General features: G+C 69.0%; 19 protein-coding genes and 1 tRNA gene. 18 read left to right on the top strand and 2 right to left on the bottom strand.

The window, feature by feature from the left end; genetic code table 11:
* Positions 1–9 precede the first annotated feature (9 nt).
* Genes AW273_RS03715 through AW273_RS03705 form a run of 3 tightly spaced genes read left to right on the top strand, consistent with a single transcriptional unit; the run spans position 10 to position 3,284 of the window.
* Positions 10–2,040: an ATP-binding protein gene (locus AW273_RS03715; protein WP_157555538.1), complete on the top strand. Its 2,031-nt coding sequence runs from the start codon at positions 10–12 to the stop codon at positions 2,038–2,040.
* Entirely contained in the window at positions 2,027–2,590 is a 564-nt protein-coding gene (locus AW273_RS03710; RefSeq protein ID WP_062345088.1) for an RNA polymerase sigma factor, read from the top strand. Before AW273_RS03715 ends, AW273_RS03710 begins: the two co-directional genes overlap by 14 nt.
* Positions 2,577–3,284: a hypothetical protein gene (locus tag AW273_RS03705; protein WP_062345086.1), complete on the top strand. Its 708-nt coding sequence runs from the start codon at positions 2,577–2,579 to the stop codon at positions 3,282–3,284. Before AW273_RS03710 ends, AW273_RS03705 begins: the two co-directional genes overlap by 14 nt.
* On the opposite strand, the gene AW273_RS03700 is transcribed toward AW273_RS03705, so the two are convergent.
* Positions 3,273–4,286, bottom strand: a complete 1,014-nt coding sequence (locus tag AW273_RS03700) for an adenosine deaminase (RefSeq protein ID WP_062345452.1) — start codon at positions 4,284–4,286, stop codon at positions 3,273–3,275. The two genes, AW273_RS03705 and AW273_RS03700, sit on opposite strands and share 12 nt — an antisense overlap.
* Before the next feature lie 73 nt (positions 4,287–4,359).
* Between AW273_RS03700 and AW273_RS03695 the strand changes: the two genes are divergently transcribed.
* From AW273_RS03695 to AW273_RS03685, 3 genes are read left to right on the top strand one after another with little or no spacing between them, the layout of a single operon-like run.
* Positions 4,360–4,854 (top strand): SigE family RNA polymerase sigma factor, encoded by a 495-nt coding sequence (locus AW273_RS03695; RefSeq protein ID WP_062345084.1) that lies wholly within the window; start codon positions 4,360–4,362, stop codon positions 4,852–4,854.
* Complete coding sequence (locus AW273_RS03690) at positions 4,851–5,789, top strand: PASTA domain-containing protein (protein ID WP_062345082.1); 939 nt, start codon at positions 4,851–4,853, stop codon at positions 5,787–5,789. Before AW273_RS03695 ends, AW273_RS03690 begins: the two co-directional genes overlap by 4 nt.
* Before the next feature lie 36 nt (positions 5,790–5,825).
* Positions 5,826–6,389, top strand: a complete 564-nt coding sequence (locus tag AW273_RS03685; protein WP_062345080.1) for a sigma factor — start codon at positions 5,826–5,828, stop codon at positions 6,387–6,389.
* Here AW273_RS03685 and AW273_RS03680 read toward each other — a convergent pair.
* Positions 6,314–7,516 (bottom strand): pyridoxal phosphate-dependent aminotransferase, encoded by a 1,203-nt coding sequence (locus AW273_RS03680; RefSeq protein ID WP_062345078.1) that lies wholly within the window; start codon positions 7,514–7,516, stop codon positions 6,314–6,316. The two genes, AW273_RS03685 and AW273_RS03680, sit on opposite strands and share 76 nt — an antisense overlap.
* A gap of 182 nt (positions 7,517–7,698) precedes the next feature.
* Between AW273_RS03680 and AW273_RS03675 the strand changes: the two genes are divergently transcribed.
* The 12 genes from AW273_RS03675 (at position 7,699) to rpoB (ending at position 18,205) form a co-directional block, all read left to right on the top strand.
* Positions 7,699–7,771, top strand: a tRNA-Trp gene (locus tag AW273_RS03675).
* Between the two features lie 72 nt (positions 7,772–7,843).
* Positions 7,844–8,098 (top strand): preprotein translocase subunit SecE, encoded by a 255-nt coding sequence (gene secE / locus AW273_RS03670; protein ID WP_030451517.1) that lies wholly within the window; start codon positions 7,844–7,846, stop codon positions 8,096–8,098.
* Between the two features lie 44 nt (positions 8,099–8,142).
* Complete coding sequence (gene nusG / locus AW273_RS03665) at positions 8,143–8,910, top strand: transcription termination/antitermination protein NusG (protein WP_062345076.1); 768 nt, start codon at positions 8,143–8,145, stop codon at positions 8,908–8,910.
* Positions 8,911–9,031: 121 nt separating this feature from the next.
* Complete coding sequence (gene rplK, locus AW273_RS03660) at positions 9,032–9,463, top strand: 50S ribosomal protein L11 (RefSeq protein WP_030451515.1); 432 nt, start codon at positions 9,032–9,034, stop codon at positions 9,461–9,463.
* A gap of 114 nt (positions 9,464–9,577) precedes the next feature.
* On the top strand, positions 9,578–10,291 hold the full coding sequence (rplA, locus tag AW273_RS03655; protein ID WP_062345074.1) for a 50S ribosomal protein L1: 714 nt from the start codon (positions 9,578–9,580) through the stop codon (positions 10,289–10,291).
* 115 nt (positions 10,292–10,406) lie between these two features.
* Complete coding sequence (locus AW273_RS35965; RefSeq protein ID WP_232327048.1) at positions 10,407–10,853, top strand: helix-turn-helix domain-containing protein; 447 nt, start codon at positions 10,407–10,409, stop codon at positions 10,851–10,853.
* A gap of 212 nt (positions 10,854–11,065) precedes the next feature.
* On the top strand, positions 11,066–11,887 hold the full coding sequence (locus tag AW273_RS03650; protein WP_062345072.1) for an SCO4651 family lipoprotein: 822 nt from the start codon (positions 11,066–11,068) through the stop codon (positions 11,885–11,887).
* Between the two features lie 240 nt (positions 11,888–12,127).
* Positions 12,128–12,652: a 50S ribosomal protein L10 gene (gene rplJ / locus AW273_RS03645; protein WP_062345070.1), complete on the top strand. Its 525-nt coding sequence runs from the start codon at positions 12,128–12,130 to the stop codon at positions 12,650–12,652.
* A gap of 81 nt (positions 12,653–12,733) precedes the next feature.
* Positions 12,734–13,126: a 50S ribosomal protein L7/L12 gene (rplL, locus tag AW273_RS03640; protein WP_062345068.1), complete on the top strand. Its 393-nt coding sequence runs from the start codon at positions 12,734–12,736 to the stop codon at positions 13,124–13,126.
* A 152-nt stretch (positions 13,127–13,278) separates the two neighbouring features.
* Positions 13,279–13,788 carry an Rv1363c family protein gene (locus AW273_RS03635; RefSeq protein WP_062345066.1) on the top strand — a complete coding sequence of 170 codons (510 nt, stop codon included), beginning with the start codon at positions 13,279–13,281 and terminating at the stop codon, positions 13,786–13,788.
* Positions 13,788–14,294 (top strand): Rv1363c family protein, encoded by a 507-nt coding sequence (locus AW273_RS03630; RefSeq protein ID WP_062345058.1) that lies wholly within the window; start codon positions 13,788–13,790, stop codon positions 14,292–14,294. Before AW273_RS03635 ends, AW273_RS03630 begins: the two co-directional genes overlap by 1 nt.
* A gap of 446 nt (positions 14,295–14,740) precedes the next feature.
* Positions 14,741–18,205, top strand: a complete 3,465-nt coding sequence (rpoB, locus tag AW273_RS03625) for a DNA-directed RNA polymerase subunit beta (RefSeq protein WP_062345056.1) — start codon at positions 14,741–14,743, stop codon at positions 18,203–18,205.
* Positions 18,206–18,213 lie beyond the last annotated feature (8 nt).

Raw genomic sequence — 18,213 nt, 5'->3', positions numbered from 1 at the left:
CTGACGGCCGTGAACCTTCCGGCGGAAACCAGTACCTTCGTCGGGCGAGACGCGGAGTTGTCCGAGGTCGGCCGACTGATCACCGAGTCGTCGGTGGTGACGCTCGCCGGTCCGGGCGGCGTGGGGAAGACGCGTCTGGCATTCCGTGCGGCGGCACAACACGCCAGGGTTCACCTGGAGCCGGTCCGGGTGGCCGAATTGGCCGCCGAGCGCAACGGCGATCTGCTCGCCCACGCGGTCTCCGCTGCGCTCGGCCTTCCGGAACAGTCGGTCCGGCCCCAGGGCGAGGTGCTGGCCGCGCACCTCGCCGACAGCCGGATGCTGATCGTGCTCGACACCGTCGAACACCTCGTCGGGCCCGCCCGCGCCCTGGTCGGCCAGGTGCTGGCGAAGGCGCCCGGCGTCCGCTTCCTGGTCACCGGCCGCCAGCCGCTCGGCCATCCGGCCGAACGTGTCTACCGGGTCCGCCCGCTCGTCGAGACCGACGCCCTGCGCCTGTTCGCCGAACGCGCCGCCGCCGTCGTCCCCGGCTTCACCTCCACCGAGGAGGCCGCCCAGCTCTGCCATCAGATGGAGGGCCTGCCGCTGGCCATCGAACTGGCCGCCCGGCGGTTGCGCTCGATGACCCCCAAAGAGCTGGCCGACCGGCTCGACGACCGGTTCGCGCTGCTCTCCGGCCACCCGGGCCGCACCGGCCGGCACACCGCGCTGCGGACGTCGGTCGGCTGGAGCCACGAACTGTGCACCCCCGACGAACGGTTGCTCTGGGCCCGGTTGTCGGTGTTCGCCGGGTCGTTCGAGACCGAGGCGGCCCAGTACGTCTGCGGCGACGACCGGCTGCCCAACGTGCCCGGCACGCTGGCCAGACTGGCCGACAAGTCGGTCGTCTGCTCGATCGGCGACCGGTTCCACATGCTGGAGACGGTCCGCGTCTACGGCCGCGAGTGGCTGCGCGAACTCGGCGAGGAGGAGCACCTGATGCTCCGCCACCGCGACCACTACGTCTCCCTGGCCCGCCGTGCCGAGGCCGACTGGTGCGGCCCCAACCAGGCGTCGTGGTCTGACTGGGCACGCGGCGAGATGCCGAACCTGCGCCTGGCCCTCGACCGGAGCATCGCCAGCCCGATCGGCCTCGACCTGGTGGGCCGCCTGTGGTTCGTCTGGTACTGCCTCGGGCACGCCCGCGAGGGCCGCCACTACCTCGACCGGGCCTTGGAACGTAACACCGCGGACAGTCCGCAGCGCACCCGCGCCCTGTGGGCCGCCGCCTTCGTCGCCTTCGCCCAGGGCGACCGCGACCAGATGGCCATCCGCCTCACGCAGGCCCGCGAGGCCGCCCTCGCCCAGGACGACCCGGCCGCCATCGGCCACGCCTGCACCGGCGCGGCCGGCCTGGCGCTCTTCCAGGGCGACTTCGACGCCGTACGCCTGCTCGCCGAGGAGGCCATCGACCACCTCGACCGGGTGGGCGGCCGCTACGTCGCCCGCCTGTCGGCGATGGCGCTGCTCGCGCTGGCCCTGATCGGCCGGGGCGACCCCGACGAGGCGGTGATCGTCCTGGAGGGCCAGCGGGCCGCCTGCGAGGCGCTCGGCGAAGAGTGGTCGCGCTCGATGGGCGACCAGATCAGGGCCGCCGCCGAACTCGGCCGGGGCGACGCCGCCACCGCCGACCGTTACGCCCGCACCTCCCTGCGCACGATCTGGCGGCTGGGCGACGTGATGGGCGGCGCGATGGCCGTCGAACGCCTCGCCGCGTGCGCCGTCGCGATGGGCGACGCCGTCCGCGCGGCCCGCCTGCTGGGCGTGGGGGAGCGGTTGTGGGCCGAGCTGGGGTCGGCCCACTTCGCCCCGCCCGGCTTCGTCGAGTCACGCGGCCGCACCGAGCGGCGCGCCCGCCGGGTGCTCGGCGAACGCGACTACCTCGACGCCTACGCCGAAGGCCGGCGCCTGTCCCTCGACGGCGGCGTCGGCTACGCCTTGGGCGGTCTTCCCAATTCCGGAGCGATGCGGTGGAATCATCCCGCCGATGAATGCCGATGACCCTCCCCCTCTGACCGACGACGAAGCGGTCGGCCGTTCGCTCGCCGGTGACCTGACCGCCTACGAGGCGCTCGTCACCCGGTACACCGCGATAGCCCACCGCACCGCGTTCCTGCTCGGCGCGGGGAACGAGGCCGAGGACGTGGTTCAGGAGGCGTTCGTCAAGGCCTATCGTCATCTGAGGTCGTTCCGCCGCGATTCGGCCTTCCGGCCCTGGTTGCTGCGCATCGTGGCCAACGAGACCCACAACGCGACCCGGTCGCGCGGACGCCGGGCCGATCTGTCGGTCCGGCTGGAGGCGGTGCGGCAGGCCGACGGCCCGGCCGATCCACAGGACTCGGCGGTGGCGGGCGACCGGTCGGCGCGGTTGCTCGCGGCGGTCCGGGCGCTGCCTGATCGGGAACGCGAAGCGGTGGTCTGCCGGTATTTCCTGCAGTTGTCCGAAGCGGAGACGGCCGAGGTCCTCGACTGCCCGATCGGGTCGGTGAAGAGCCGCACCCACCGGGGGCTGCGGCGGCTGAGGGAGGAGGTGGACCGTGAACTCCTCTGACGACCCCTTCGAGGCCGAACTCCGCGCTCTGGGCGAGTCGCTCCACGTGCCGCCGCCGCCGACGGCGATGGCCGGTCGCGTGCTGGCCGCCTTCCACGAGCCCGCGCCCAAGCGCCGCTTCACCACGAAACGGCTGGTCGCGGTCGTGGCCGCCGTTCTGGTCGTGCTGGTCGCCGCGACCCCGCAGGGCCGCGCGGCGGTCGCCGGGGTGTTGCGCTTCGCCGGGGTCGAGATCGAGGTCGGCGGCTCCGCGCCGCTCCCGTCGGGCTCCCCCTCGCCGCTCCCGTCGGAGACGGGCGCCGCCCTGGCCGAGGCGCGCGCGGCGGTGGCCTTCCCGCTGGTGGTCCCGGCCGCGCTCGGCGAACCCGACCAGGTAAGGGTGGCCGACGGCGGTCAGGTCGTCAGCATGTACTGGGACGGGATCCGCCTCGACCAGTACGACGGGTCGTTGCGCGAGGTCTGGCACAAGGAACTCGGCGAGCCGTTCCCGCAGCAGGTCTGGCTCGGCGCCGGCCCGGGCGTCTGGATCCCGCAGCAGCACGGCGTCGAATATCTGCCCGTGGGAGGCGGGGCGCCGGTCTCGCTCCGCCTGGCCGGCCCCACCCTCATCTGGCAGCACGGCCGCGTCGGGCTCCGCCTGGAAGGCGCCCCGACGATGCAGGAGGCGGTCCGGATCGCCGGATCAGTTCGCTAGCCAGGCGTCGATGTCGGCGATGATCTCCTTCCGGACCGGCTCCGGGGCCGTCGACGACCGGATCGACTGGCGGGCCAGCTCCGCCAGCTCGGCGTCGGAGAAGCCGTAGACATCCCTGGCCAGCTCATACTGCGACAGCAGCCGGGCGCCGAACAGGAGCGGGTCGTCGGCGCCCAGCGCGATCGGCACCCCGGCCTCGAAAAGCCTTCTCAGCGGTACGTCCTCCGGACCCCGCGCCACCCCCAGACCCACGTTGGAGAGCGGGCAGACCTCGCAGGTGATCTGCCGGTCGGCCAGCCGCTCCATCAGCCGGGCACTCTCGGCGGCGCGCACCCCGTGACCGACCCGGTCGGCCCCGAGGTCGTCGACGCACTCGGCGACCGAGGCCGCGCCCAGCAACTCGCCGCCGTGCGGCACCGCCAGCAGCCCGGCGCGCTTCGCGATCCGGAACGCCGCGTCGAAGTCGCGCGCCCGGCCGCGCCGCTCGTCGTTGGACAACCCGAAACCGACCACGCCCTTCCCGGCGTACTGCGCGGCCAGCCGGGCGAGGGTGCGGGCGTCGAGCGGGTGGCGGGTGCGGTTGGCCGCCACGATCACCGCGACCCCGACCCCGGTCGCCTCGGACGCCAGCCGGGCCGCGTCGAGCGCCAGCTCCAGCGTCTCGGTCAGCCCGCCGAACTTCGAGGCGTAACCCGACGGGTCGACCTGGATCTCCAGCCACCGCGAGCCCTCACGGGCCTCGTCCTCGGCCGCCTCGCGGACCAGCCGGTAGACGTCGGAGGGCCGCCGCAGCACCGACCGGGCGATGTCGTAGAGCCGCTGGAACCGGAACCAGCCGCGCTCGTCGGTGGCGTGCAGTTGCGGCGGCCAGTCCTGCACCAGCGCGTCGGGCAGGTGGAGCCCCTGCTCGCGGGCGAGCTCGATGAGCGTCGAATGGCGCATCGATCCGGTGAAGTGCAGGTGGAGATGTGCCTTGGGGAGTCTGTCGAGTGGGCGCCGCATCTCCATATCCTGCCGCAACAGCACTCAACCCTTCACCCGCTTCGCGCGTTGTGGACGAGCGAAAGGGGAGCCCATGACCGATGAAGACGAAGCGGCCTTCGACGAGTTCGTGGCCGCGCGCAGCACGGCGCTGCTCCGCACCGCGATCCTCGTCTGCGGGGCCAGCGCCCACGACGCCGAGGATCTCGTGCAGGGCGCGCTGGAGAAGGTCTACCGCCACTGGTCGCGCATCCGGGCCGACAACCCGGAGGCCTACGCCAGGAAGGTGGTGGTCAACAGCGCCATCACCCGCTCGCGCCGCCGGCGCGTGATCCAGGAGATCACCTTCGCCGCGCCGCCCGACACCCCCGTCGACGGCCCCGACCTCGGTCTTCGCGAAGCGATGCTGGCCGAGCTGCGCAAACTGCCGGCCCGCATGCGGGCCGTCCTGGTGCTGCGCTACTGGGAGGACCAGTCGGAGGCCGAGACCGCCAGCCTGCTCGGCTGCTCGGTCGGCACGGTGAAGAGCCAGGCGGCGCGAGGGCTCGCCAGGATCCGAGAAGCGATGGTCGAAGGAGTGCCCGCATGAACGTCGAGGAAGCACTGAAAGAGGCGATGCGCGCCCAGGTGGGCGAGGTCTACGCCCCGCCGTCGATGGGCGGCGCCGTCCGGCGCCGCCGTCGCCGTTCCCTCGTCCGATTCCGTACGGCCGGGGCCGTGCTGGTGACCGCCGCCGTCGCGATCACCGTCCCCGTCGTGCTGACGAACACCACCCCGTCCGCCGGACCGGCGAGCGGCGCCTCGGCGCCCGCGATCGCGGTGCCCGGCATCGTGGTGCCCGACGTGGTCGGCATGAACGCCAAGCAGGCCTACCTGCTGCTGGAGCAGGCCGGCCTGACCCCGATGCTCATGACGCCGGGAGAGGGCAGCGAACAGGCCGGAGTGGTCGCGGGCGAGAAGGTGATCCAGACCAGCCCCGCCGCCGGAGAGGTCGCCGACCCGAAGGCGCTCGTCCAGATCAAGGTCCCGTGGGTGCCCGCCCCGACCGTCTCCCCGACGGCCCCTCCGGAGGACGAGGGCGGCAAGCCGGAGATCGAGACCCTGGGCGACCTCGGCGACGGCCTGACCTGGATGGGCATCCACGTCGGCTACCTCCCCGAGGGCGTGAAGTGGGGCGGCGACTCCTACGTGGGCGGCTTCGGCCCGAAGTCCGCCACCGTGCCCTACGTCACCGCAGGCCTGGAGGAGGGCATGTACTCCATCCAGGTGATCGTCGGCGTCGACCAGAACCTGCTGCGCCGCGACGGCGAGCAGATCGCCCCCGGCACCTGGGTCTCCAGCTACGGCGAAGGCGGCGAGAAGCTCGACTTCGGCGCCGGCTCGACCCTCACCGCCAGCCGTGACCTTCCCGGTGACCAGGTGGTCCAGGTCCTGTTCAGCCCCGACTACAGCGCCTCGCTCGGCGAGAAGACGGCTCTGGCCGAGATCGCCAAGGTGATCGAGCACATCCGCGTCGAGAAGTAGGGCAACCTCCCCGCCCGGTCTGGCGTATGTGAGGGCATGACGGGATTCGCGGAACTCGTCGCCGCCCGGGGCACCGCACTGCTCCGGACGGCGTACCTCACCTGCGGGTCCGTCCACGAGGCCGAAGACGTGCCGCAGGCCGCCCTGGAGAAGGCCTGCCGCAACTGGTCCCGGATCGACGATCGCGATCCGGAACCCTACGTCCGGCGCATCATCGTCAACACGGTCATCAGCCGGGCCAGACGGCCAAGGCCATGGCCCGCCTGCGCACCCTGCTGGGCGAGGAGGCGACCAGTGCTGGATGACCTCAAGGCGGCCATGACCGCCGAGACCGCCGACCTGGCCATCCCACCTGACCTGGCCGAACGCGTCGAACGCCGGGTCCGCCGCAGACGGTGGCGCAGCCGTCTCGCGGCCCTGCTGATCCCTCCGCTGGCCGCCGCCGGGGTCCGCGAGCCCGACCTCGCGATCACGGTCGCCGTCATGGGCGAGGTGCGCCTGGAGACCGTCGTGGCCGGGCTCGACTACTGGCGCGCCTCGCCGAAGAGCTTGCCCAGCCGGGTGACCCCTTCGGCGAGGTCGTCGTCGCCCAGGGCGTAGGAGAGCCGGAAGTATCCCGGCGTGCCGAACGCCTCGCCCGGGACCACCGCGACCTCGGCCTCCTCCAGCACGAGCTCGGCCAGCTCGACCGACGACGCCGCGCGGCGTCCGCGGATCTCCTTGCCGATCAGCTCCTTGACCGAGGGATAGACGTAGAAGGCCCCGAACGGCTCGGGGCAGACCACGCCCGGGATCTCGTTCAGCATCCGGACCATCGTCCGCCGCCGCCGGTCGAAGGCGGTCCGCATCTCGGCCACCGCCGACAGGTCGCCGGAGACGGCCGCCAGCGCCGCCGCCTGGGCCACGTTCGACACGTTCGACGTCGAGTGGGACTGGAGGTTGGTGGCCGCCTTCACCACGTCGGAGGGGCCGATCAGCCACCCGACCCGCCAGCCGGTCATCGCGTAGGTCTTCGCCACGCCGTTCAGCACCACGACCTTGTCGGCCAGCTCGGGGACGGCGGTCGCGATGCTGGTGAACGTGGCGGAGCCGTACACGAGATGCTCGTAGATCTCGTCGGTCACGACCCACAGGTCGTGCTCGACCGCCCAGCGGCCGATCGCCTCGACCTGCTCGGGGGAGTAGACGGCCCCGGTCGGGTTCGACGGCGACACGAACAGCAGCGCCTTGGTCCGCTCGGTCCGGGCCGCCTCAAGCTGCTCCACCGACGCCAGATAGCCGCTGCCCTCGTCGGTGACCACGTCGACCTGGACACCCCCGGCCAGCTTGATCGCCTCGGGGTAGGTGGTCCAGTAGGGCGCCACGACCAGCACCTCGTCACCCGGGTCGAGCAGGGTCGCGAAGGCCGCGTAGACGGCGTGCTTGCCGCCGTTGGTGACCAGCACCCGGCCCGCGTCGACCTCGAACCCGGAGTCGCGCAGCGTCTTGGCCGCGATGGCCTGCTTCAGCTCCGGCAGCCCGCCCGGCGGCGTGTACTTGTGGAACCGGTCCTCCGCGCAGGCCGCCACGGCCGCCTCGACGATGTAGCCGGGCGTCGGGAAGTCGGGCTCCCCGGCGCCGAAACCGATCACGGGCCGGCCGGCGGCCTTCATGGCCTTCGCCCGGGCGTCGACGGCGAGGGTGGCTGACTCGGAGATGGCGGCGACACGCGCGGAGATTCGGCTCATGCGCACATGTTTTCAGACCGGTATCCCGCCACCCGGCCATATCCACGATGCGGACGGTACCGTTGACCTGCGCGGCCGTACTGGTTCGACGAAGTGACCGATCCTGCGTACACTTCCACGTCTAGTGGCCCACAACGGCGGTGAACAGTTCGCCTGTTCTCCTGTAGTGTGGTGCACGGCTTAGGGCACTAGCGCAATTGGTAGCGCACCGGTCTCCAAAACCGGCGGTTGGGGGTTCGAGTCCCTCGTGCCCTGCGGAGTGCGGTCCGCGCACTAAGGGCGTATGAGCCGCCGGTTGCGATGGACACGACGGATCAGGTGAGGACTGTGGCGATCGACACGCGCGGCGAGGCCGCGGCTCAGCCGGAAAAGCCGAGTGGCGAGAAGAAGGCCAAGCGCACCACCCCTGCCCTTTTCTATCGGCAGGCAGTAGCGGAGCTCCGCAAGGTCATCTGGCCTACGCGCAAGGAGCTGATCAACTACACCATCGTGGTCCTCGTTTTCTGCCTGATCATGGTCGGAATCGTGTCCGCACTAGACTTCCTTTTGACGCAGGGTGTGCTGGCGGTCTTCGGTTCCTGACCCGCCCAGCACAGTAAAACCCGACGGAAAGAGGAATAGCCATCGTGTCCGAGTCCCCGCTGTCGGCCGACGACTCCCGCGACGAGTGGGACGACGAGGCCGTTGAAGAGGTCGACGCGGCCGCTGACGACGCTGCGGAAGCCGACGAGGCCACCGAGGCTGAGGCTTCCGTCGCCGACTCAGACGACGAGAACGTCGACGAAGACGGCGACATCCTCCCCGACGTCGACCCCGTCGAGGAGTTCAAGCGCCAGCTCCGCGGCCAGCTCGGCGAGTGGTATGTGATCCACTCCTACGCCGGCTACGAGAACCGCGTGAAGCAGAACATCGAGAGCCGCACCGGCAGCCTCAATATGGAGGACTACATCTTCCAGGTCGAGGTGCCGACCCACACGGTGACCGAGTTCAAGGGCGGCAAGAAGACCCCGATCAAGGAGCGCGTGCTGCCGGGCTACGTCCTGGTCCGCATGGAGCTCACCGACGAGTCGTGGGCCGCGGTCCGCAACACCCCGGGCGTCACCGGGTTCGTCGGCCTGTCCAACAAGCCCAGCCCGCTGAACCTCGACGAGGTCGCCAAGCTGCTGGCGCCTGAGCCGACCGAAGAGGTCAAGAAGGCCGCCACCAAGTCGGCCGCCTCGACCGTCGAGTTCGAGATCGGCGAATCGGTCACCGTCATGGACGGCCCGTTCGCGACGCTCCCGGCCTCGGTGAGCGAGATCAGCCCCGAGTCGCAGAAGCTCAAGGTGCTGGTGTCGATCTTCGGTCGCGAGACCCCCGTTGAGCTGTCGTTCAACCAGGTCTCGAAGATCTGAGGCGGTCGCCTACAATTAGACGTTCGGTCGAGCCGCTCCTTCGCGAAGGGCGGCTCGCCGACATGTTCCCCCTCCGATTCGCCGGGGGAACGCATCACCCAAACAGGACCCGGAGAGAGTCATGCCTCCCAAGAAGAAGATCGCGGCGTTGGTGAAGGTCCAGCTTCCCGCTGGCCAGGCCACCCCCGCCCCGCCGGTCGGTACCGCCCTCGGTCCCCACGGCGTCAACATCATGGAGTTCGTCAAGCAGTACAACGCTGCGACGGAGTCCCAGCGGGGCAACATCATCCCCGTCGAGATCACCATCTTCGAAGACCGCACCTTCCAGTTCGTCACCAAGACGCCCCCGGCGCCCGAGCTGATCAAGAAGGCCCTCGGTCTGAAGAGCGGCTCGAACAACCCGCTGAAGACCAAGGTCGGCCAGCTCTCCAAGGAGCAGCTCCGCGCCATCGCCGAGCAGAAGATGCCCGACCTGAACGCCAACGACATCGAGATGGCCGAGCGCATCATCGCCGGCACCGCCCGCTCCATGGGCATCACGATCGCCGAGTAGTACAGCCGGCCTCATGGCGGCTCATGACCGATCGAGCGACCGGTCACCATCGACAAACCAGTGGGAGGGCCGAGCGCGGCCCGCACCACGAACTCCCTCTCAGGAGAGATCGCAGTGAAGCGCAGCAAGAGCTGGAAGAACGCGGCCGCTCAGGTCGACCGCGACGCCCTGCTGGCCCCCCTCGACGGGGTCCGCCTGGCGAAGAAGACCGCGAGCACCAAGTTCGACGCCACTGTCGAGGTCGCCCTGCGTCTGGGCGTCGACCCGCGCAAGGCCGACCAGATGGTCCGCGGCACCGTCAACCTCCCGCACGGCACCGGTAAGACCGCCCGGGTCCTGGTCTTCGCGACCGGTGACCGTGCCGAGGAGGCGCGTGCCGCCGGCGCCGACATCGTGGGCGCCGACGAGCTGATCGACGAGGTCGCCAAGGGCCGCCTCGACTTCGACGCGGTCGTGGCCACCCCCGACCTCATGGGCAAGGTCGGCCGCCTGGGCCGCGTGCTCGGTCCCCGTGGCCTCATGCCCAACCCGAAGACCGGCACCGTCACCCCGGCCGTCGGCAAGGCCGTCACCGACATCAAGGGCGGCAAGATCGAGTTCCGCGTGGACCGTCACGCGAACCTCCACTTCATCATCGGCAAGGCGTCCTTCGACGAGCGTCAGCTCCTCGAGAACTACGCCGCCGCCCTCGACGAGGTGCTGCGTCTCAAGCCGTCGGCCGCCAAGGGCCGCTACCTCAAGAAGGTCACCTTCGCGACGTCGATGGGCCCCGGCATCCCGGTCGACCCCAACGTCACCCGCGGGGTGACCGCCGAACTCGACGCCTGATCCATTCAGGTCCGATCAGCCCTCGTCCGGTGTCCGGACGGGGGCTGTTTCTGTTGACCGAACGACCTGCGTCCTCCTCTCTCATGTGTGATCGTCATTGGGTGCAGGTTTCCGAATGACCGCAGTCCGGCAGGGGTATCGGATCGAACTCGCGCCAACTCCCGAACAGGGTGCCCGTCTTGCCCAGCACGCCGGGTTGTCGCGGGTCGTGGAGAATTTCTGCCTGGAGAAGGTCAAGGCCGCGCTCGCCCAGCGTGATGCAGAAAAGTCCTACGGGATCCCAGACGAACTTCAGACGCCGGTTCCATGGTCTGCTCCCGCCCTTGAGCGGCTGTGGCGTGCCGCCCACCCGCAACTGTTCCCGTGGTTCACAGACGAGGGATTGTCCTCTCGGGTGCCGAAGGAAGCGTGTCGGCTGCGGGCCGTCGGCTTCAAGAACTTCTTCGACTCCAGGGGCGGCAGGCGCAAAGGCAGGAAGCTGGGCTTTCCGAACGCCACGCCTGCTACCAGCGGAAACTCGTACACCACCTCCGTGGACGCAACCGAGTGGCGTGCGGTCTAGATCAGACGTCGCCGGGTAGTTCCCCGGAGCCGCCAAACGCCTGTGGAGGCGACTTAAGAGCTCGGCCTGCCGGGGCTGACGCCGGTGAATCAGGAAAGGGGATCACTGAGATCTTCTTTGAACGGTTGTGTCTTTTCTGTGCGGATCCTGAGGACAGGAACGCGCGCCAGAACGGCCCCACGTAGGCTCGGGCCGACGAAGGGATTGACAAGATGCGCAGATTCTTAGTGGCCGCCGGGGTCGTCGCCGCCCTGGCGGTGGCCGGTTGCGGGACCACGACTGCCCAGCCGCTGGGGGACGTCAAGCTCTCCGCCGCCGAGGCCATTCAGCAGACGGCGCAGAAGGCCGAGTCGATCGACTCCTACAGCGCCGACATCGTGCTCGACTTCGCCGACCCCAAGGGCCAGAAGGGCAACGTCCAGGGCAGCATGCTGTTCCAGCAGAAGCCCACCCTCGCCTCCGACGTGACCCTCAGCCAGGTGTCCTTCGGCGGTCAGACCGTTCCCGGCGGGCTGCGGGTGATCCTGGCCGACGAGGTCGCCTACGTGAAGATGGACATGCTGAAGACCCTCATCGGCACCGACAAGCCGTGGGTGAAGGTCGACCTGAAGCAGGTCGGCGGTGCGGAGGCCGCCGGGCAGTTCCTCGACCAGGCCCAGCAGATCGACCTGAAGACCAGCGTCACGCTGCTGACCGCGTCCAAGGACGTCAAGGCCGTCGGCACCGAGTCGGTGAACGGCGTCGACACCACCCACTACTCGGGCAGCTTCCCCGTCGACGCGGCCGTGCTGCTGCTGCCGAAGGAGACCCAGGAGCGGGTCAAGGGGCAGCTCTCGGCTCTGAAGAACGTGAAGTTCGACGCCTGGATCGACGCCGACGGGCTGCCGCGCAAGATCGGCATCAACGGCGCCGAGAGTGGTGCCAGCTTCTCGGCCACCCTGCTCTTCAAGTCGTTCAACGAGCAGCTCCAGATCGCCGCTCCGGCCGCCGACCAGGTCGGCGAGCTGCCCAAGAACATGCCCGTGGGCGGCTGATTTGGTGTTGCGGGCTTGACACCGTACTCTTAGTCCTGCCAAAGACCGCCGGTTGTCTCCGGGTGCCTATCCCGGTGACCGAAGGTCCCACGTTTGTGGGCGACCCGCGCAGGTGTGACTGAGAGCCTCTGACAAGCCTTCTGTGGAGCTTGCTGAGAGCCCCGTGCGCCCTGCGCCCGGGGCTCGTCCGTTTTCTTGGGGCCTTCATCCCTTCCGGCGGCGACATCTGGAAGGAGGCCCATGGCGAAGGCGGAGAAGGCCGGCGCGGTCGACGAACTCAAGGCTGAGTTCGATGGCAGCAGCGCCGCCGTTCTGACCGAATACCGCGGGCTCACCGTCGCCCAGCTCAAGCAGCTGCGCATCTCTCTCGGTGGGCATGCGAAGTTCGCCGTGGCGAAGAACACGCTGGCCAAGATCGCGGCGAACAACGCCGGGATCACTGCCCTCGACGACCTGCTCTACGGCCCGACCGCGATCGCGTTCGTCAAGGGCGACGTGGTGGAGGCCGCCAAGGGTCTGCGTGAGTTCGCCAAGGCCAACCCCCTTCTGGTGATCAAGGGTGGTGTCGTCGACGGCAAGTCGATGACGCCCGCCGAGATCTCCAAGCTCGCTGACCTCGAGTCCCGTGAGGTGCTCCTCGCGAAGCTGGCCGGCGCCCTGAAGGCCAAGCAGTCCACGGCTGCCGCCACCTTCGCCGCGCTGCCCACGCAGATGGCTCGTCTGGCCGAGGCTCTGCGCGCGAAGCGCGAGGAGTCCGGAGAGTAAGCAGGTCCGCGCGAGCGGGGGGAAACGCACACCGCGGTCCCTTTTCACGTTATTCAGCACGATCCTTATGGAGGAACCATCATGGCGAAGCTCAGCACCGACGAGCTGCTCGACGCTTTCAAGGAGATGACCCTCCTTGAGCTGTCCGACTTCGTGAAGCTGTTCGAGGAGACCTTCGACGTCAAGGCCGCCGCCCCGGTCGCGGCCGTGGCCGTCGCCGGCCCCGGCGGCGCCGCTCCGGCCGAAGAGGCCGAGGAGCAGGACGAGTTCGACGTCATCCTCGAGGCTGCCGGCGACAAGAAGATCCAGGTCATCAAGGAGATCCGCGCGCTTACCAGCCTGGGCCTGAAGGAGGCCAAGGACCTGGTCGACGGCGCTCCGAAGGCGGTCTTCGACGGCAAGGTCAACAAGGAGCAGGCGGAGAAGGCCAAGGCCGCCCTTGAGGGCGCCGGCGCCAAGGTCACCGTCAAGTAAGTGGCTTCACCCGCGAAGCGGTCTGCCCCAGGTGCCTGGGCGGGCCGCTTCCGGCGTTTCACAAGCACTTTTCGGTACGCCCGAAGGCCGGTTCCCAGATCCGTTTGATCCGTTCGAGCCGCCGCTCCGGTGAGGCCACGTACAATCCGCCCGTGGCCAGGATCCGCCGTGAGGCACCCCGCCGTCTCAACCTGGCCCTGCTGGCCCTGGTCCTGCTGCTCGGCGCGGCCGCCGGTTGGGTGTGGACGCTCAGGGCCTCGGCCCTGGCCCGCGAGGCCGACGAGGCCGCCGCCGTCGCGGCCGCCTCCACCCACGCCGTCAGCCTGATGTCGCTCGACCACCGCACCTTCGACACCGCCTTCCGCGGCGTGATGTCGACGTCGACGGGGGAGACCCGGGCCCGCTACGAGCGCGACCAGGCGGCCACCCGCGAGACCGTGATGAAGGACAAGGTGCTCCAGACGGGGGTGCTCAGGGGCGCCGGGCTGGCGTCCATGAACGCCGAGGGGACCCGCGCGCAGGTGCTCGTGGTGGCCGACGTCCTCGTCGACTTCACCGGCCGCAAGGACGACGAGCCCGAGGAGCGCTTCTACCGCTGGCGCATGGATCTGGCCAAGGAGAGCGGCCGCTGGCTGGTCGCGAACGCGGAGCTGGTGTCGTGATGGCCGTCGTCCAGCGTGCTCTGCGGCTGACCTCCCTGCTCGTCGTGCTGGCCGTGCTGGCGCTGGGCGGGCTCGGGCGGCTCTATCTGGACCTGAAACGGGTGCAGGACACCTCGTCGGCGGCTTCGGAGGCGGCGCAGGCGGCGCGCGCGTACGCCGCCGACATGCTCTCCTACGATCACCGGACCATCGAGGCCGATCTCGCGCGGGCGCGCGGCCACGCCACCGGCCCGCTGGCCGAGCACTACGCCAACCTGGCGGGCACGTTCGTCCCGGAGGTGCGCCGGCAGCAGAAGGTGCAGCAGGCGACGGTGGCCGCCGTGGCGGTCGAGGAGGCCAGTCCCGAACGGGTCAAAGTGCTGGTTTTCCTGAACACCACCACAAGTCGGACAGAGGGTCCGGCGGAGGTCGTACAGAACAGAGCGCGCCTGGTCATGGTGGTTACGGACGGTCGCTGGCTCGTGTCCGGGCTCTCGACGTTGATCGGCAACACGCCCATCCGCTGAGCCGCGAGACCCAATTGTTGGTCACGTTTGGGTTTTGGTTTGAGAGGCCTAGGGAATGTCCAGGGCGTTGGAAGGTCGATCAACGGTCATCGTTGGGCCTTCCGTGTGACAGAGCGTTAGCGGACTCGGGTCCAGGGTATCGACTGGGCTCGGCGGGTTGTCGATAGGGCTTCACAACCGGCGGTCGTCTCACGGAAGGGAAAAACCCAGCGTGCTGGCCATTGGTTAGCCGAAATGTCGTCTCTCGGGCTTGACGTTTGAGCCCAGACGGGTGATGCTGCCAGCAACGTGGAGCGCAGAGCGAGAGCGGAGTGGACAGGTGTATGCCCATCGGCTACACTGCCCCTTTGCGCTGCCCTTTGACGACCGTTTCTCTGAGTAACCTCGCTTTCCTTGGTCGTCTGGCGTGCGTGTAGTCAGTCCGCGAGCCCTCGGAAGGACATCTGTTGGCAGCCTCGCGCAACGCCTCCGCCGTACCCGCCGGTCCCCGCACCGTGTCGTTCGCACGTATCCAGGAGCCTCTGGAAGTTCCTGATCTACTAGCTCTGCAGACCGAGTCCTTCGACTGGTTGCTCGGCAACGAGAAGTGGAAGGCCCGGGTCGAGGCGGCCCGCCAGGCGGGCCGCCGCGATGTGCCGGCCCAGTCGGGTCTCGAGGAGATCTTCGAGGAGATCAGTCCCATCGAGGACTTCTCCGGCACCATGTCCCTCTCGTTCCGCGATCACCGGTTCGAGCCGCCCAAGTACTCGGTCGACGAGTGCAAGGACAAGGACATGACCTACTCCGCCCCGATGTTCGTCACGGCGGAGTTCATCAACAACACCACCGGTGAGATCAAGAGCCAGACCGTGTTCATGGGCGACTTCCCGCTCATGACCTCGAAGGGCACCTTCATCATCAACGGCACCGAGCGTGTCGTGGTGTCCCAGCTCGTCCGTTCGCCCGGTGTCTACTTCGAGCGCACCGTCGACAAGACGTCCGACAAGGACCTCTACGGCGCCAAGGTCATCCCGTCGCGGGGCGCCTGGCTCGAGTTCGAGATCGACAAGCGTGACAGCGTCGGCGTCCGCATCGACCGCAAGCGCAAGCAGGCCGTCACGGTCCTGCTCAAGGCGCTCGGCTGGACGACCGACCAGATCCTGGAGCGCTTCGGCCAGTACGAGTCGATGCGCGCCACCCTGGAGAAGGACCACACCTCCGGCCAGGACGACGCGCTGCTCGACATCTACCGCAAGCTGCGTCCGGGCGAGCCCCCGACCAAGGAGTCCGCGCAGGCGCTGCTCGAGAACCTCTACTTCAACCCCAAGCGGTACGACCTCGCGAAGGTCGGCCGTTACAAGATCAATAAGAAGCTCGGCTGCGACTCCGAGATCACGCAGGGCACCCTCACCGAAGACGACGTCGTCGCCGCCATCGAATACATCGTCCGGCTCCACGCCGGCGAGGAGTCGATGGGCGAGAACGGCTCGGTCATCGTCGAGATCGACGACATCGACCACTTCGGCAACCGCCGCCTGCGCACCGTCGGCGAGCTGATCCAGAACCAGGTCCGCCTGGGCCTGGCCCGCATGGAGCGCGTCGTGCGCGAGCGCATGACGACCCAGGACGTCGAGGCGATCACGCCGCAGACCCTGATCAACATCCGCCCGGTCGTGGCGTCGATCAAGGAGTTCTTCGGCACCTCGCAGCTCTCGCAGTTCATGGACCAGACCAACCCCCTCGCGGGGCTGACCCACAAGCGCCGTCTGTCGGCGCTCGGTCCCGGTGGTCTGTCGCGTGAGCGGGCCGGCTTCGAGGTCCGTGACGTGCACCCGTCCCACTACGGCCGCATGTGCCCGATCGAGACGCCCGAAGGCCCCAACATCGGTCTGATCGGCTCGCTCGCGTCGTTCGGCCGGATCAACTCCTTCGGGTTCGTCGAGACGCCCTACCGGAAGGTCGTCGACGGCAAGGTCAGCGACCAGGTCGACTACCTGACGGCAGACGTCGAAGACCGCCACGTCGTGGCCCAGGCCAACACGCGCCTGAACACCGACGGCAGCTTCGCCGAAGACCGCGTGCTCGCCCGTCGTAAGGGCGGCGAGTTCGAGGCCGTGCACCCGTCCGAGGTCGACTACATGGACGTCTCGCCGCGCCAGATGGTGTCGGTCGCGACCGCCATGATCCCCTTCCTGGAGCACGACGACGCCAACCGCGCGCTCATGGGTTCGAACATGCAGCGCCAGTCGGTGCCCCTGCTGAAGAGCGAGGCTCCGCTCGTCGGCACCGGCATGGAATACCGCGCGGCGACCGACGCCGGCGACGTCATCAGCGCCGAGAAGGCCGGTGTCGTCGAGGAGGTCTCCGCCGACTACGTCACCGTGATGAACGACGACGGCACCCGCACCACCTACCGTGTCGCCAAGTTCAAGCGGTCCAACCAGGGCACCTGCTTCAACCAGAAGCCCATCGTCGCCGAGGGCGACCGGGTGGAGTCGGGTCAGGTCATCGCCGACGGCCCCTGCACCGACACCGGTGAGATGGCGCTCGGCAAGAACCTGCTCGTGGCGTTCATGCCGTGGGAGGGCCACAACTACGAGGACGCGATCATCCTGTCGCAGCGCCTCGTGCAGGACGACGTCCTGTCCTCGATCCACATCGAGGAGCACGAGGTCGACGCCCGCGACACCAAGCTCGGCCCGGAGGAGATCACTCGGGACATCCCGAACGTCTCCGAGGAGGTCCTGGCCGACCTCGACGAGCGGGGCATCATCCGGATCGGCGCCGAAGTGGTCACGGGTGACATCCTCGTCGGAAAGGTCACCCCCAAGGGCGAGACCGAGCTGACCCCCGAGGAGCGCCTGCTGCGCGCGATCTTCGGTGAGAAGGCGCGCGAAGTGCGCGACACCTCGCTGAAGGTTCCCCACGGTGAGTCGGGCAAGGTCATCGGCGTCCGCGTGTTCAGCCGCGAGGAGGGCGACGAGCTCCCCCCCGGCGTCAACGAGCTGGTCCGCGTCTACGTGGCCCAGAAGCGTAAGATCACCGACGGCGACAAGCTGGCCGGCCGCCACGGCAACAAGGGCGTCATCTCCAAGATCCTTCCGGTCGAGGACATGCCGTTCCTGGAAGACGGCACCCCGGTCGACATCGTCCTCAACCCGCTGGGCGTGCCCGGCCGAATGAACGTCGGCCAGGTGCTGGAGACACACCTCGGGTGGATCGCCGCCAGAGGCTGGGACGTCTCCGGCATCGAGGAGGCGTGGGCCGAGCGGCTGCGCGAGAAGGAGATGGGCGAGGTCAAGCCCTGGACCAAGGTCGCGACGCCGGTGTTCGACGGCGCCCACGAGGAGGAGATCGTCGGCCTCCTCAACAGCACCCTGAAGAACCGTGACGGTTCGCGGATGGTCCAGGAGAACGGCAAGGCCCGGCTCTTCGACGGCCGCTCCGGCGAGCCGTTCCCGCACCCGATCTCGGTCGGCTACATCTACATCCTGAAGCTGCTCCACCTGGTCGACGACAAGATCCACGCTCGGTCGACCGGCCCCTACTCCATGATCACGCAGCAGCCGCTGGGTGGTAAGGCGCAGTTCGGTGGCCAGCGCTTCGGTGAGATGGAGGTGTGGGCGCTGGAGGCCTACGGCGCCGCCTACGCCCTCCAGGAACTGCTGACCATCAAGTCCGACGACGTCCTCGGCCGAGTCAAGGTCTACGAGGCCATCGTCAAGGGCGAGAACATCCCCGAGCCCGGCATCCCCGAGTCCTTCAAGGTCCTCATCAAGGAAATGCAGTCGCTGTGCCTGAACGTCGAGGTGCTCTCCAGCGACGGCATGTCCATCGAGATGCGGGACACCGACGAGGACGTCTTCCGCGCGGCGGAGGAGCTCGGTATCGATCTGTCCCGGCGCGAGCCGAGCAGCGTGGAAGAAGTCTGAGGGGGAGA

It is taken from the genome of Herbidospora yilanensis, assembly GCF_001570565.1.
Lineage (GTDB): Bacteria > Actinomycetota > Actinomycetes > Streptosporangiales > Streptosporangiaceae > Herbidospora > Herbidospora yilanensis.
Note: the sequence above shows the minus strand (reverse complement) of the source record. Positions and strands in the feature narration are given on the sequence as shown.